14 protein-coding genes, 2 tRNA genes and 2 pseudogenes are annotated in these 15,450 nt (G+C 40.4%); 6 read left to right on the top strand and 12 right to left on the bottom strand.

Annotated elements, in window-relative coordinates; all coding sequences use genetic code 11:
- Positions 1 to 66: 66 nt before the first annotated feature.
- From AB1L08_RS15205 to ytaF, 3 genes are all read right to left on the bottom strand, one after another.
- Positions 67 to 1,026: an LCP family protein gene (locus AB1L08_RS15205; RefSeq protein ID WP_413065508.1), complete on the bottom strand. Its 960-nt coding sequence runs from the start codon at positions 1,024 to 1,026 to the stop codon at positions 67 to 69.
- A gap of 73 nt (positions 1,027 to 1,099) precedes the next feature.
- On the bottom strand, positions 1,100 to 1,741 hold the full coding sequence (locus AB1L08_RS15200; RefSeq protein WP_413065507.1) for a helix-turn-helix domain-containing protein: 642 nt from the start codon (positions 1,739 to 1,741) through the stop codon (positions 1,100 to 1,102).
- Positions 1,742 to 1,939: 198 nt separating this feature from the next.
- A complete protein-coding gene (gene ytaF, locus AB1L08_RS15195) occupies positions 1,940 to 2,584 on the bottom strand; it encodes a sporulation membrane protein YtaF (protein WP_413065506.1) in 645 nt (214 codons plus the stop codon).
- Between the two features lie 400 nt (positions 2,585 to 2,984).
- On the opposite strand from ytaF, the gene AB1L08_RS15190 reads away from it, so the two are divergent.
- Positions 2,985 to 4,166, top strand: coding sequence for a metal ABC transporter solute-binding protein, Zn/Mn family (locus AB1L08_RS15190; RefSeq protein ID WP_413065505.1), 1,182 nt, complete (start codon positions 2,985 to 2,987; stop codon positions 4,164 to 4,166).
- Positions 4,167 to 4,425: 259 nt separating this feature from the next.
- Here AB1L08_RS15190 and AB1L08_RS15185 read toward each other — a convergent pair whose 3' ends face one another.
- The 3 genes and pseudogenes from AB1L08_RS15185 to AB1L08_RS15175 all read right to left on the bottom strand — a co-directional run bounded on the left by AB1L08_RS15185 (position 4,426) and on the right by AB1L08_RS15175 (position 6,568).
- Positions 4,426 to 4,944, bottom strand: coding sequence for an undecaprenyl-diphosphatase (locus AB1L08_RS15185; protein WP_413065521.1), 519 nt, complete (start codon positions 4,942 to 4,944; stop codon positions 4,426 to 4,428).
- A gap of 99 nt (positions 4,945 to 5,043) precedes the next feature.
- Positions 5,044 to 5,451, bottom strand: a pseudogene (locus AB1L08_RS15180) (catalase); the annotation flags it as partial.
- 103 nt (positions 5,452 to 5,554) lie between these two features.
- Positions 5,555 to 6,568, bottom strand: coding sequence for an AI-2E family transporter (locus tag AB1L08_RS15175; RefSeq protein WP_413065504.1), 1,014 nt, complete (start codon positions 6,566 to 6,568; stop codon positions 5,555 to 5,557).
- 186 nt (positions 6,569 to 6,754) lie between these two features.
- On the opposite strand from AB1L08_RS15175, the gene AB1L08_RS15170 reads away from it, so the two are divergent.
- The 4 genes from AB1L08_RS15170 (at position 6,755) to AB1L08_RS15155 (ending at position 8,686) form a co-directional block, all read left to right on the top strand.
- Positions 6,755 to 6,827: transfer RNA gene (locus tag AB1L08_RS15170), tRNA-Thr, on the top strand.
- Between the two features lie 92 nt (positions 6,828 to 6,919).
- A tRNA-Ser gene (locus AB1L08_RS15165) sits at positions 6,920 to 7,012 on the top strand.
- 230 nt (positions 7,013 to 7,242) lie between these two features.
- A complete protein-coding gene (gene mnmH, locus AB1L08_RS15160) occupies positions 7,243 to 8,292 on the top strand; it encodes a tRNA 2-selenouridine(34) synthase MnmH (protein ID WP_413065503.1) in 1,050 nt (349 codons plus the stop codon).
- A gap of 229 nt (positions 8,293 to 8,521) precedes the next feature.
- Complete coding sequence (locus AB1L08_RS15155; protein WP_413065502.1) at positions 8,522 to 8,686, top strand: aspartyl-phosphate phosphatase Spo0E family protein; 165 nt, start codon at positions 8,522 to 8,524, stop codon at positions 8,684 to 8,686.
- Positions 8,687 to 8,854: 168 nt separating this feature from the next.
- On the opposite strand, the gene AB1L08_RS15150 is transcribed toward AB1L08_RS15155, so the two are convergent.
- From AB1L08_RS15150 to AB1L08_RS15125, 6 genes are all read right to left on the bottom strand, one after another.
- Positions 8,855 to 9,616 (bottom strand): ABC transporter ATP-binding protein, encoded by a 762-nt coding sequence (locus AB1L08_RS15150; RefSeq protein ID WP_413065501.1) that lies wholly within the window; start codon positions 9,614 to 9,616, stop codon positions 8,855 to 8,857.
- Between the two features lie 114 nt (positions 9,617 to 9,730).
- Entirely contained in the window at positions 9,731 to 12,064 is a 2,334-nt protein-coding gene (locus tag AB1L08_RS15145; RefSeq protein WP_413065520.1) for an ABC transporter permease, read from the bottom strand.
- Between the two features lie 174 nt (positions 12,065 to 12,238).
- Complete coding sequence (locus tag AB1L08_RS15140; RefSeq protein WP_413065500.1) at positions 12,239 to 13,075, bottom strand: ABC transporter permease; 837 nt, start codon at positions 13,073 to 13,075, stop codon at positions 12,239 to 12,241.
- On the bottom strand, positions 13,072 to 13,995 hold the full coding sequence (locus tag AB1L08_RS15135) for an ATP-binding cassette domain-containing protein (protein ID WP_413065499.1): 924 nt from the start codon (positions 13,993 to 13,995) through the stop codon (positions 13,072 to 13,074). The genes AB1L08_RS15140 and AB1L08_RS15135 overlap by 4 nt, the downstream gene beginning before the upstream one ends.
- A 5-nt stretch (positions 13,996 to 14,000) precedes the next feature.
- The gene (locus AB1L08_RS15130) at positions 14,001 to 14,186 is read right to left on the bottom strand and encodes an HU family DNA-binding protein (RefSeq protein WP_413065498.1); all 186 of its coding nucleotides are present in this window, start codon (positions 14,184 to 14,186) and stop codon (positions 14,001 to 14,003) included.
- The gene (locus AB1L08_RS15125; protein WP_413065497.1) at positions 14,179 to 14,841 is read right to left on the bottom strand and encodes a TetR/AcrR family transcriptional regulator; all 663 of its coding nucleotides are present in this window, start codon (positions 14,839 to 14,841) and stop codon (positions 14,179 to 14,181) included. The genes AB1L08_RS15130 and AB1L08_RS15125 overlap by 8 nt, the downstream gene beginning before the upstream one ends.
- Before the next feature lie 215 nt (positions 14,842 to 15,056).
- On the opposite strand from AB1L08_RS15125, the pseudogene AB1L08_RS15120 reads away from it, so the two are divergent.
- Positions 15,057 to 15,149: pseudogene (locus AB1L08_RS15120) on the top strand (YjcZ family sporulation protein); the annotation flags it as partial.
- Between the last annotated feature and the right edge of the window lie 301 nt (positions 15,150 to 15,450).

Below are 15,450 nucleotides of genomic sequence, written 5' to 3'. Positions count from 1 at the left end.
TCAACGCAAACTTAATAGTAGCATGATCATAATAATTGTCAATGCTTTTTTGTTCATTCCGTCCGTTTATTGAGCCGTTATTTGATCCTGGTCCCGAGTGGTCAAGAATTCTTTTAACGCTTGTTTATTTTGATGAAAATCAATGCTGAGCACCGCTCCGACATCGGCTCTTTCGTTCACATAAGAATCTTGGATAGGTATTCTTAAGGTCTCCATCTGTTTGGATTTCCCGGCTATTAAACCTTTGCCGATGGCTAACAGGGTATTCGTATCAACATTTGTATCGATATAGGGATCTGCAATACCAAGCATCTTGGGCAATTTTACTAAACTATGAATACTGATAGCCTCTTCTTTTAACTTCGACAGGACTTCCTGCTGCCGGCCGACCCGCCCAAAATCACTTAATCGATCCTGGCGAAAACGAACATATCCAAGAATCTGCTCTCCATGCAAAATTTGCTTCCCGGGCTTCAAAGTCATGCCGATTCCGTCGGACATTTCATAAGGAATGTCCACTTCAATACCGTTTGGAGCAACAAGCTCAACTAATTTCGTAAAACCGTCAAAGCCAACCACAGCATAGTAATTGATATCTATGTCAAAATTTTGCTTGATTGTTTTTCTTAATAATTCCGGTCCGCCAAAAGCAAAAGCAGCATTTATTTTTTGTTTCCCGTAACCAGGCACATCCACAAATGTATCCCGCATGATAGATGCAACTTTTAAATCATGAGTGTCCTGATTATAATGGGCGATCATAAGGGTATCGGAATTGCCGCGATCCTCCCCCCTTGAGTCACTGCCAATTAACAGAATATTAATTTCCCCAAATCGGGGTTCCGGTCCTTTAAATTCATCAAAGGTAGTGCCATCGTCTTTATAAGGACCATCCTTTGCAACAGACAAACCCATATTATATTGAACTATACTGTATATGGCCGCTGTTAAAATGAATAAAATGAACAATAAAAAAATATGTCTTTTCCATTTGCGTTTCACTGTTTTCTTTTGTCTTGAATTCATGAAAAAATGACCACCTAACGACTAAAAGATTACATTTATATAATTGTTAAAGAAGAAAATGAAAGTCCGACCGTTATTCTGCCAGCGAATTCAGGACGATTTGCACCGCAATGGCGTCGTCGATATAACCGATGGGAAATATATAATCCGGGATCGCATCTACAGTAATAATAAAGTACAATAGCGCACTCCCGATAATCGCCAGTTCATAGGAAGTACCCTTCCGCTGCCGAAATGTCTCATATAATTCCTTCAAGTCGTTTATAAAAGGACCAATACTCCCGATTTTTTGAAGCTTTTTCTCAAAACCTTTTAAAATGGTTTCCTTCCCTTCTTCTGTTTCCGAATAATGACCGTAATGGGATAATTCTTCATCAACCTGTTTAATTGTAAACTCTTTATCTAATAAATTAGATGACTCAAGATAGTTTTGGATCACTTCGACTGATTTTTGAATATCAGATTGCGGCCGCTCCTCTTGCTCCTGAATTCCATAACCCCCGGCATTCAACAATTCCGAAATGGGGACATTTAGACAGTCCGCAAATTTTTGCAGGTGCTGCAGATTTGCTTTTCGTTTCCCGTTAATAATGCGAGAAATTGTGGCTGTATCAATTCCCGTAAGATCACTAAATTTTCTCATGGACAATGAGCGTTCTTTCAATAATCCTCTCAACAACAAACCGAGCTTATTATTTTTCCTTTGATTAACCATACTTTGTATTCCTTTCCTTAAGTTTCTTTGAAGATTTGTAAAAGAGGAAATATATACAGTGATTAAGAGATGAATCCCCCATAATATTAAAATGTTGTTGACTTTTTGTCAACACTCTCATTTTTATGGACTGCAGAAATATAAAATAACTTTTAAAAACCAAAGGATCTTTTTCCCGAAAAAATCCTTTGGTTTTGTTTAGTAGAAAAATGCTGTAACAGCTATTACTAAAATGATGGCCCCGCTTAAAAACGTTCCGAATTGGCCAAGTGTATATGAACCGATTCTCACGTTCGAAAGCTTTGCTCCCAAATTGACGCCTGCCCACACACTGATAAAGCTTCCGACGGCTGCGGTTACGGAAATGGCTAAAGGAGAAAGGCCCAACAATCCTGCACCAAGTCCATTAGTCAATGCATTAGCCGACAATGCAATCCCTAAAATGACCGCTTCCCCCCAACCAATTTCTCCGGATTGATCCGCATCCGCCAACTCAGGATTTTTTAATATACTTTTTATGGATCGTGGTTGTTTACAATGATCCTCTCCTTTTTGAGGAAGATGATTACGGGGAGCCGCCAATAAAATGATTCTAATGCCTATAACGAATAGCAAAAACGATCCGAATATGAGAGGAAGTATCCCTGGCAGGATTTTAGAAAGCCACAGCCCAGATGAGATTCCGGCTATGCTAAAAAGAAAACAGATCACAGCTATCAAAAAGTTCGGCCCCAATCTAATATGCATCCTTCGAATGCCATAAGAAATTCCGACACCCAAATTATCTAAACTTGATGAGGCTGCGAAACCTAATATGAGAAGCCAAGCAGACCAAATTGTCATTTTGTCAACACCTCTTTTTTTTATTATTTTATTGGTTAAACAGATGTTTGTGCTTATTTATTTATTATGTTTGTTGTAATTGTTTCAACAAATCACTATTTTAAGGGTGTTCCAGAGTGAAAGAATTCAAAAAAAGACCACTTGAATTTTTGTGCACGGTATTATATGATGTAAATCGTAATGATTACGATTTAAAAAAGGAGGCATTTAATGAATAAAATACCTGTTGCGGTTTTAAGTGGATATTTGGGGCTTGATGCATGCTTATTGACCCCTGATGAAATGAATGGCAGCTAAAATTTACTAAACGACCCCTTCCCTGCGTTACAACCATAGATGGGTATACTCTTTAAATCGTAATGATTCTGATTATCACTTTTTGTAGAAAGGATTTTAAAAAATGAAAAATACGTCGATTATTTTTACAATCATCTTGATGATTGCGGTATTTATGGGGGGCTGTAATAAAAATTCATCAGTGCCACCGGAGAAACAAATTAAAGAAAATACAAGTAAGACGCTCAAAGTGTACACGACAATTTTTCCTATAGAGGACTTTACAAAAAAAATCGGAGGTAAATATGTTGATGTAAAAAGTGTATATCCGGCAGGTGCAGATGCCCATACATTTGAACCGACTTTAAAAGCGATGATGGACATAGCCGATGCAGATTTATTCATCTATAATGGAGCAGGGCTGGAAATGTTTATTGATAAAGCCGAAAAAACATTGGCAAACGAAAAGGTTGAGATGGTAGAAGCATCAAAAGGCATTGAGTTATTAAGGGGCCATGACCACAACCACGGGGATCATGAACACGAACATGGTGAGGACCATACAGACGGCCATGCCCATGAAAATGGCGACGAAGAACATGGACATGAGGCTACAGAAGATGAACATGATGGACATAATCACGGACATGAAGACGGCCATAACCATGAAGCGGGCCACGAGGAACATGGACATGAGGATCACACAGAAGATAAACATGATCACGGGCATGAAGAGGGGACAGAGGAATATGATCATCATGATCACGGCCACCATCACCATGATCAAGACCCTCATGTGTGGCTCGATCCCATCCACGCAATCAAAATGGCAGAAAATATTAAAGACGCTCTGAGTGAAGCATTGCCATCTGCCAAAGATGAGTTTGATAAAAATTTCCAAAACTTGAAAGAAGAGCTTGAACAGCTTGATGTTGATTTGCGGGATACCATTGACTCAGCCGAACATAAGGAGCTTTTGGTTTCACATGCTTCATATGGCTATTGGCAGCATCGCTACGGCATTCACCAAATTAGCATTGCCGGATTAAGCCCGGAAAATGAACCATCGCAAAAACATTTGCAGTCAATCATAGAAACAACGAAAGAACACGGCATACATTACATCATTTACGATCAAATTCCATCAACTAAAGTCGTAAAGGTGGTCCAAAAAGAAACCGGGACAAAGCCTGTCACGCTGCATAACCTTGAATATCTTACGGAAGATGACATAAAGAACAAGGAAGATTACTTCAGTATTATGAATAAAAATATAGAAACACTCAAAACAGTTTTAGGAAAATGAGATAAAAAAGAGGCTGTTATTTCCGACAGCCTCTTTTTATCTAGTTTGCAGAGAAACAACGTATTTCTATCCATTCTCTTTTGTGAACGAAGAATCCGATTAAACAGATATTCGGGCACTAATCACTCCTACTCGCTATTGAAGCTTCCATTTAAGCAACTGCTCGGGAACAATTCCAAGCTTTTGATGCCGAGAAGATAGAAGAAATTGACGAAGCAGGAAAATGGCTTTCAAGGGTTTCGGCAGCCTGTATAACATCTTACATATCCCTATCAATCGTTTTATTTCCACGTTTTCCAAACACCTGGATAATTCGATCATAAACAAGATCGAGATAACGGTTCTGTGACATAACGATCACTGTTGCCAGTATTGCGATGATTGCTCCAGCAGTCACATCCGACGGATAATGAACCCCAATAAATACTCTTGAAATTGCCATGCAGACAGCCAACATCAACAAAACACTACCCAGCTTTTTTCTGCACCTGAAAAGGACGAACGCCAAGACAAAAGCGCCAGTGGAATGGTTGCTTGGAAATGACGGGTCAAAGCTTGATTTTTCACTCAGTAAATGCACCGTATATGTCACAAATGGCCGTGGGCGAAAAAGCATTAATTCGATCACTTTGTTTATTCCCAAGGCAATGATCATAACCGTCAAAGCATACAACACAATTTTTCTATTTCGTTCCTTATTCCCGGATGTTGAAAACCATAACCATACCAACACGAATCCAAATAATAACGGGCCATAATTCGAAAATAACAGGACCATTTGATCCAGCATATCGTTTTGTCCGGCAAACCGATTGATCAATTCAAACAACTGATAATCTAATCTCATTTTGATCTCCACTGTACATTTTTTTTGATGTTTCATTATACCATATATTTGATTATGGAATGGACATACCGGCCGATTAATCGGCAATTCATGACAATTAGGTCCCCCAAGACGGATAAGTTGAGTGTCCGTATAGGAAAACAATCTTCCTTGCAGAAGCGGATCGTTTGTAAAGTCTATTCCCGGTACAACATTTCCCGGGTGAAATGCCACTTGCTCCGTTTCCGCAAACACATTATCCACATTTCGATTTAACGTCATTTTCCCTATAATCTTTACCGGAACATCTTCCTCCGGCCATAGTTTCGTTGGATCCAGTATATCAAAATCAAATTGGAACTCATCTTCCTCAGCAATGATCTGTACACCCAGCTCATATTCGGGGTAATCACCGTTTTCAATTGCCCCATATATATCCTGCCGGTGAAAATCCGGATTCCTTTTGACACCCCTTAAAAATGTTAGTTCGAAGGACGTTCCTGTTATTGGAAAAACAAAAAACAGCGGGGATTCAACCCTCCGCTGTTTTGAAACGAATATTTTATACTTCGGGAATTTTCTCTTTATTTGTCACTTCCAAGACGTCAAGCAAAAACACAAATACCGGAATCCCGATAATGAGCCCCCAGACCCCAAAGAAATTTTGCGAGAAAATCAGGACAATAAACGTGTAAAATACAGGCAGGTCGGTTTTAGCCGACATGAGCTTCGGATTTAATACATAGGCCTCAACGGCATGAATGATCGTAATGGCCACCACCACATAAACGACCTTTATTAAACCGCCGATCGAATAGGCGATCAAACAAAGCGGGATCAAGGAAATGAACACGCCGGCTACCGGGATAAGTCCCAGGAAAAAAACCATGAGGGCCAATACAAATAATTGAGGAAAACCCAAGATGATGAGTGCAACCACCGTCAAAAAGCAATTGACAAGGGCAATCATAAACTGGACTTCGATCACCTTTCCGAAGGTGCGTGTAAATTTTTTTCCAAAAAACTCAATTTCAAAATAAAATGGGGCGAGTTTGCTGTTTTTAAATTTCGAAGTGAATTCTTTTAACCGCGGTTTTTCCAGCAGGAAAAACAGGCTCAATACTAAAGCAACTATTACTTGTATGCTTGTTTTGCTAATATCGGTGAACGATTTGATCAGAAAAGAAAAGCCGTTTTCCAAATAGGCTACTATTTGGTTTTTGGAAATGATCGTTTCAATATATTTAATTACCGTATTTTCATGCGGCTGGGTGTAAAAAGCGGTGACTTGTTTAACCAGCTGGCTTATTTCCCATGTTAGGATGGGAAGATATTTTACAAGCCCGTATGTCAGTACGCCGACAATAATTATATACATGAACAAAACGAGCAGCTTCCTGTGAATCGGGAGGCGCTTTGCAGCAAATTCAATCAGGCGATTCATTAAATACGAAAAGATAAAGGTCAGTAAAATCAAGTTCATCATGCTTCTCAAGCTGTATAAAATCAAGACAATCAAAGCAAAAATAATGATGCGTTTGACGCCTTTCTTTTGGAAAATTTCAATAATGCTCATCCAGATCGTTTCCCCTTATTTATACTTTTTTTATATATTATATCAATGATCAAGTTCCCGCAGGGAACTAGTTTTAAAAAAAACTAAAAATCTGTGTTGGCAGGAACAGGAATGGTTTCCAAATAAAAATGATTGAAAAAATGATTCATATATATTATTATTTTTATGTGACTTTTTAACAGAAATGCTGGTGTAGCACAGTTGGTAGTGCACGTCACTCGTAATGACGGGGTCGCAGGTTCGAGTCCTGTCACCAGCACTTTTAACAATTCCGATGCTGGAGAGCCGTGTTTGCTTCTGAACAAGCGGAATTGTCGCCCGTATTCTTTTGCAGTATTAAATCGCCAATATGGAGAAGTACCCAAGTCCGGCTGAAGGGGATGCACTCGAAATGCATTAGGGCGGGCAACCGCCACGTGGGTTCAAATCCCACCTTCTCCGCCATACATACTCTTCAAATAAAAATCCCTCATTCGGGGATTTTTTTTGTTTATGCTACAATACCATTATTACATGAAAAGACTGGCTGAAAAAATGATGTGTACATGCCCCCTTGTTGACGGGCACCCCATAGGTGATAAAGAATCGAAATTCGCCCCCCCCGCGGTATCGGGTGTTGTTCACCGGAGCATGGGTGCACAGCCTTAGATCGATTCAGTTAGAAGGTGATGTGGATGTTTAATGACATCGCGTTAACGGATTTGTTGGCGTTAAGGAAAACAGAAAAGCATACAATTGTAGACGTCCGTTCCCCTGGTGAATTCAACGAGGCAACGATTCCCGGGAGCATAAACATCCCCGTTTTCAATGATGCAGAGCGTGCAGAGGTAGGGACCATCTATAAGCATTTCGGAAAAGAGGCGGCCATGGAAAGAGGAGTGGCAATCTTTTCGCAAAAGCTGCCCTCCTTTATTTCTGCATTCAAACAAATAGATACACCGCTGACAGTTTTTTGTTGGCGGGGAGGCATGCGGAGCAAAACGGCTGCAACCATGCTGGATTTGATGGGGATCCATGCAAACCGGCTTCTCGGCGGGATCCGTTCCTATCGCAAATGGGTCGTTCAAAAATTGGCAGAAGCCAAATTTCCTCCAAAACTGATTGTCTTGAACGGATATACTGGAACGGGAAAAACAGCGATCTTAAGAGAGCTGTCACAAATGGGTTTTCCCGTAATGGATTTGGAAAAAATGGCTGGCCACCGTGGCTCTATCTTCGGCCACATCGGACTCAATCCGTCCAATCAAAAGAAATTTGATTCCCTGCTTGTTGAAACAATGGTTGATTTTTGGGAGGAACCTTATGTTTTGATTGAGGGGGAAAGCAGACGAATCGGGAAAGCGTCCCTGCCCGAATTTCTTTACGAGAAAAAAGAGCAGGGACTTCATCTGTTTATCCGTTTGCCCATCAAGGAAAGAATCAAGCATATTCTTGAAGACTATCGGCCATGGCAGTCCCCCGAACGATTTCAGGAAGCTTTTCGTTTTATAAAAAAAAGAATCCATACACCCATAGCCAAAGAAATTGAAGCCGCTATTGAAAACGGCCGTTTTGCTTCCGCTGCAGAACTTTTATTAACTTACTATTATGATCCGAGGTATGAACATTCTACTCAAGTTCATAAAAATAAAGATACGATTCTAATCGAAGCCGGGAATAAAGACGAGGCATTGAAAAAAATAGCTGAAACACTGTTAAAAGAATGGAAGGTGCAAAAGAAATAAAAGCACCTTTTTTTGTAACATTTTACTGCTGTCGTCAAAAAACCAAAAATAATACCACTATATATTGTATCTTTGTAGAAAAACAAACTCAACATATGGTATACTCTATGTAATCTTTTGAGTAACCCGAACATATCCGAAAATGTATATCTCCATCATGACTATGTATTGAATGACGAAATCCCTGTCTGCATGCTCTCTATTATTTTCAAAAGGAGAATCGGAATTTATGGAGCAAAAAAAACCGAACGGAAAGGAAGCATTGTTGTCAGAAATTAACGCCCTGAGAAAAGAAATGATACGAATCGGCATGTCAAAAGGGTTAAATCATAATCAGACAATCGAATTAAGCCAAAAGCTTGATATCGCCTTAAATAAGTATTCAATAATATAATTATTGGGAAACTTTTCCGGATTATAAAAAAATATACGCAACCCCATCACGAGACAGGATGATGTTTATTTTTTATGGAGGTAACCAGTAAAAGAGCAGATGCCACATAGACATTTCTGACTCACACCTTCCCTTATCCATGATGGGATATGAATTCCTGATAAAAAATTACCCCTTTGTCAACCATCTGGACAATATTTTTTCCCTTGCCCCAAGATCATTGTTTTCTTTGTTATATTGACCAAGCCGTTTTTCTCCGACAATCCTTCCATCCACCATATAAAGGACACGCCCGGTTTTGGCTGCAACCTTCAAATCATGTGTGACTAAAAGGACCGTTGTCCCTGATTCGTTTATTCCGCGCAGTATATCCATAATATCTTCGGCAGATTTCGTATCGAGCGCTCCGGTTGGTTCATCTCCAAAAATGATATCGGGCTGGTTCATCAACGCCCTGCATATGGCGGCTCTTTGCAATTGTCCGCCTGAAGCCTGTGTTATGTCATTTTTGGCCAGCTGGTAAATTCCCGCTTTCTTCATTAAAGCTTTTGCCCTGATGTTAATATCATGACGATGTTCCTTTTTCGCCAAATAGGCTGCAAGAATGATGTTGTCAAAAATGGACAGGCTTTTTAAAAGATGAATCTGCTGAAAAATAAAACCCATTTGAAATAAACGAACATCCGATAATTCTTTTTCCGGGAGACTGGAGAGCTCCCGGCCATGAAACAACACCCGGCCACTTGTACAGCGGTCCATTCCGCTTAAATTGTAAAGCAAGGTTGATTTTCCTGAACCGGATGGACCCATGACAGATACGAACTCTCCCTTTTTTATTTTTAAGTTGATATTTTTTAAGACATGCTGCTGATGATTTTTCCCCAAACCATACATTTTGTTTAATTGTTCCGATTCCAAAATGATCTCCATCCCACTCATCCTTTGAACATTTTTATCCGGCGTTTATATCCGCAATACTGTTTTTCTTTAGACTTTTAAGAAAGCATACATCGGGGTATCGCCAATTTAATCAAATCCAACCTCTTACCTCTCACTTCCAAGAAAGAACGCGTCAGTGTTCTTTCTTATGGGGGCCGCACTCAAGATCGTCGTAATGGACACAACGATTATTAAAATGGACGGACAAAGAATATATGCTTTCATGGGGTCAATCACAAACTGAATGTCGGAGGCCCCCATCAAAGACATCAAGGCACCCACCATTCTTTCGCCAATCGTATTGGCGCAAATCGTTCCCACAATGATCCCCATCACTAGCACTAGCAATGTTCTTGTAACATATTGAGAGCGAATGTCATATAATGAAAAACCGATACTTTTCATGATTGCTATTTGCAAATGGTCTTTCGCTAGTAACATTTTCAAAAATAAGGATGTGATCAGCATGGAGACCAATAAGGCAATCACTATCGCGATGACTGTGAATGTCCTTAATTGTTCAATTGTATTTCCAAATGTTTGCGTTACATAACCTTTCAAATCCGTAACCTTCGCCGGGTAAAACAAATCGGCATATGCATCCATTTTCTCACGGGTATTGACATGGGGCTTTACATCCAAAATCACTTTGTACCAGAGTACGCCTTCCTTGTTCTCCGGGAGTAATGCTTTGGCTGTTCGGCCGCCGTTCGTTACGTCCTGGTATATGCCGCGCACTGTCAATTCCCTCTCTTGCCCATTTGCCACAATCACAATGGGATCGCCGACATTTTTCTCAAGCTCCTTGGCATTTAAATAAGAAAGGGCGATCTCATCCTCCCTTTTTGGAGCCCTGCCTTTTACATATTCCAAAGGAAACACTGAAAAATCGCCTGTTTCCACATGGATGTTCTCTTCCAGCCCGTCACGATTAATCAACTTATATTGGCTCGTGACAAATGGTGCAAATTTTTGAATGTCTTCATCCCTTTCAATGTGCATAACAACCTTATTAAACTGTTGATCCATATCGTCCGATTGTTGAATATCGATTCGAATGTCACTTCGTTCCACTCCCATATATTGAATAAAATCAGGAGTTTGAATCGTATGCAGAAAATTGATAGGGACGATCATGATAAATGAGCACAAAACGAAAACAAGCAATAACAACCGATACATTTTAAATCTCGTCAATATATCTCTTAAACCAAGTAAAAGATTGATATTTACAAATCTGCTCCGGTGGGGAGCCAGCAAGGTTTTATTCGGTTGTATGTCACCCGTATTTCCGGAACGCAAAGCCTCTACCGCTGAAATGTTATGGAGTCTCCTGAAAGTAACCGTACAAAACAATACGATCATCAAAAACAGGGAAAACACCGATATGACCGGAATCATATTTACCAGGATACTTTTTGGCGCGGAGCCTATATATAGCATTACATTGGATGTAAACAAGCGGTTGAGGAATAAAGAGGCAACATAGCCGGATAAAGAAGCTAAGGCCGCCAAAACAATATATTTGAGAAAGTATATTTTTTTAATATCCCTGTGGCGCATCCCAATTGCCTTCAAGACCCCGATCTGGCGATATTCTTCTTCAATGGCCGACAGGATCGCAAAACGGATGCAAAGAATGGCAATGATATTGATCAGGAGGCTTACAAAAATGATAATGGCTGCCATTATACCGTCCGTAATTGCGTTTAACGTTTTAAACAAATGGTAGTCGATTGCCGGTCCCTTTTTCGGGAGATTGGCTGATAAATATTCGTTTCTGAATTCGTTCAGCTTGTTCAGGTCTGCCAGTTGGAATTCAATCAGATATTCAACATTGCCAATGTTCTTTTTCAACACATTCAAATCTGCTTCATTGATGACAAACCGCTTGGAATGGATGATGGACGGATTCATTTGCACGTCCCGGACAAAATCAGCGACGGTCAACTCCATATCAAATTGCGTGGTTGAGATTGTCACTTTGTCGCCCATTTGAATGTTTTCCTTCTGCCTGTAATAAATGGGTACGGCTATTTCCCCCTGTGAAACGCGAATCACTTCATTTTTTAAATTAAGCAGCAGATCAAAGGAATCGTTCTGTTTGACAAAATAATGATCCATCAAACTGTATTGATCGATTGCGGAACGATTTCCCAGATCAATATTCACACCATCAATATGAACCATCTCTACTGTTTGGTGCGCTTTTACAAGGCGATTGTTTGCAGCGAAAGCATCCAAATCAGCCTGGTTCATTTCGCCGGAGTGCATTTGTACAAAATGCGGCGCTTTGGATTTTGTAAACAAAGCATTCATGGAGTTGGCCAATTCAGCAATTAAATTCGCGCCGCTTGCGACGAGAAAAGATGATAACGTCATAAAAAGGAATAATACAATCGTGATGGTTTTGTTGTGCAATACATCCTTTTTTACCATATTTAAAAACACTTTTATACCACCTCCCCTTCATGTGGGATGTAAACTTTTTTTGACGGAAAACGATTCAAAATTCCAAAAATACGAACCAATTTGACGCAAATACGATCCGAACGATAAATTTACTGTCCGAAACTGCGTAAATGTCACTTTTACAATCCAAAGCAGGAAAAATTACTGCTGGAAAATATCCTTATGGGTTTTTGCACGTTTCATGTTTGAAAAATCAACGTTTGAAAATACGAACGCCGACAAGATTAAAAACAAGATTCCGAACGATAAAACAATGATCATGCCCATTTGAGGCGTAATCACATAATCATTTATTTGAAATGCAAGCTGTTCGGCGAGCAGTTCATCTGTTGGCAACGACATTTTTTCGAGGCTTACTGCCCGGAAAAAGGCGGCTGCATAGGTCATCGGATTCAACATCGCCAAATACTGCAAGCCGTCAGGAAGCAGACTGAGAGGAACATATACGCCGCATAAAAAGGTAATCGGCGTTGTGATGGCGGTGGTCAGGATTTGAAACGTTTGCGTGCTTTTTACGATTGCAGCTAAAAACAAACCGAAAGCAGAGAATACAAGTCCTGTAAAAATCATAAAAGCAATCGCCGCAAGAGGTGTCAGCACGGACGTATATTTCATTCCGATAAAATAACCGGCAAGCAGTATCAGGATGCCTTGAAAAGTGGCAACCGTTGTCGAGGACAAGATTTGGCCGATCGCAATATGCATTCTTTTTACAGGGCTGACAAGCACTTCTTTCATATAGCCGGAAACAACATCCTCTACGGTTGTGGCCGCAATGTTTAATGATGTCTGAAAAACAACAATGATAATGATGCCTGCCAGCACATATTGCATCGGATTGGTGACAAAAACGCTTCTAAAAATATTGCTTAATAAATACAGGTAGAAAAAAGGCATGATCAGAATGAGCACAAGCTGGACGCGATTTCTGAGAAATAGTTTTACATTTCGAAGCCATAATGCTCCAACCACCTTCATGAAAATGACCCCCCCATATCCTTTCCGGTGATTTCCAGAAACACATCGTTTAATGTCCCTTTTTTCACTTCCAGATCTTTCATAAAAGGTTTATGCTCACTCATGATGTCCAGCAAATCGGATAATTCATTCGTTTCAATGTAATAAGAACAGCCGGCTTTTTTGTACGGCAGATCGTACAGATACAATAAGGATTCGAGTTCCCGGCCATTTTCGCTCGTGATGTGGACTTTATCTTTCGTGTATTGTTTTTTCAAAGATGACGGCTGATCAAAGGCAATGATTTTTCCCTTATCCATGATGGCCACTTGATCGCTGATCTCCGCTTCTTCCATATAATGGGTGGTTAAAAAGATCGTCATATTTTTCTTTTTTTGCAGCGTGACGATATACTCCCAAATATGGGCCCTTGTCTGCGGATCAAGCCCTGTTGTCGGTTCATCCAAAAATAGAACTTTCGGAAAGTGCAAAAGGCTTCTTGCTATTTCTATCCGCCTTTTCATGCCTCCGGATAAACTGCCGGCCAAAGATTTTTTCCAATCCATCATGTCCACCAAATCCAGGACAAAGTGAATGCGTTCGTTCATGACGGATTTGGGAAGCCCGTAAAAATGACAGTGCATTTTCAAATTTTCTTCCACCGTCATTTTATTGTCCAAGGTTGAATCCTGAAAAACGACGCCGATCACGCTCCTGACAGCATCCGGATTACGGCTCACATCTTTTCCGTCGATCAACAACGTACCGGATGTTTTTTCCAGCATCGTACAGAGCGTGTTAATGACCGTGCTTTTTCCTGCACCATTTGGCCCCAAAAAAGCAAAAATGCTGCCGCTTTTCACCTCAAAGGAAACATGATCAACCGCGGTGAAATCCCCATACGTTTTCACAAAGTTCTTTACGATTATCATATTTTCCATGACCATCACCTTTTCTTGCTTTTTAAAAATGACCAAAAGCGATCCATTTTATCCAATGCATGGCTGATGTTTTCAGATTGAGCAAATTCGTCGGTGAATACATCCTCAAACGCATCCAAAACTTTTTGGCAATCTTCCATGCCTATGCCTGATTTCTCGGATACTTTTTCAATGACATCCGCTTTATTCATCGTTTTCCTCTCCCTTATGGTGTTGGGAGCTTTGAGTCAGCATTTTTAAGACATAATCAAAAGTGCCTTCTTTGGCTCCCAACGTTTTTTCCATCATGTAGGTGAAAGCCATCGCTTTTTTCAAAAGCTCTTGGGGCGCCCACCGAAAGATGCCCTCATCAAACAGGAATTGCGACGATACTAACAGAAACTCCACCATTTCTTTCGGATATGGCGTGTCAAAGACGCCTTCTTTGATTCCTTGTTCGATTACTTCGGCCAAAACGGGGGTCAACTGGAGAATCGTTTCCACCAAGCTTTTTTGGTGCATTTCCGCGTTATCCACCTGATGCAGTTGATCTATCATTTGTCCCTTTCGGCTTGAGTCAGGGCTTTGAGCCATAATGATCCGAAATATTTTCTCGGGGGCTTTCAGGTGCGGATCAGAAGCAATGCTCTTTGCCGCTTTCACCCCCGAAGTGATAAAACGCATGACAATGGCATCCATCACCTCTTCTTTGGAGGGGAAGTAATGATAAAAAGTCCCTTTGGCAATCCCGACTTCTTGCAAAATATCATTCACTGTCGTGTTTGAATAACCTTTTGTCGTAAAAAGCCATTCAGCTGCATCCAAAATTTCATTTCTTCGTTCTTCCGGATTTTTTGCAATTCGCATATACATTCCTCCAAATTATTAGACCGACCGTCGGTCTAAACCCACTATAATTTCTTCATTCCGGAAAGTCAAGTGTTTTTTTCGGTGCCTGTCCCCGAATTTTTTCGAATAGGAAAACTGTATAGAGAGGACCTGCAAATGTCTTGATGAGTACGCCCTTCCACTTTTTTTATTCTCACATATTTTGTTATGGAAGTGGAAAGGAGGGTATAAAAATGTCTGATGGCGCAGGCGCAGGAGCAGGTTTTGCTTTAATCGTCGTATTATTTATCCTGCTCATAATTGTAGGAACCGCTTATGCCGGCGGCGGATACGGCGGATATGGCGGCTTCGGGGGCTACGGAGGTTTCGGTGGCTTCGGCCCTTGGTGGTGGTAATCATATAATCCCTGCCAGGGACTAGATTAAAACCGGTTTGCTATATTAATTCTCAAACTGGAATATAGTGGGCCAGGGAGGTAATTAGGGTCTACTGAATAACAAAAAAATGTTGTTTTAACAAGGTTTTTTACCTTTTTTGTCGAAGTTATATACAAGGGTATTTGTCCGTAAACCAATAAAAACCTTGCACTTGGAGGGGTAACCTTGTACGAACATAATGCCGATCAAA

The organism is Siminovitchia jepli (assembly GCF_047228825.1).
Lineage (GTDB): Bacteria > Bacillota > Bacilli > Bacillales > Bacillaceae_C > Siminovitchia.
This window is presented reverse-complemented; position numbering and strand designations above follow the sequence as displayed.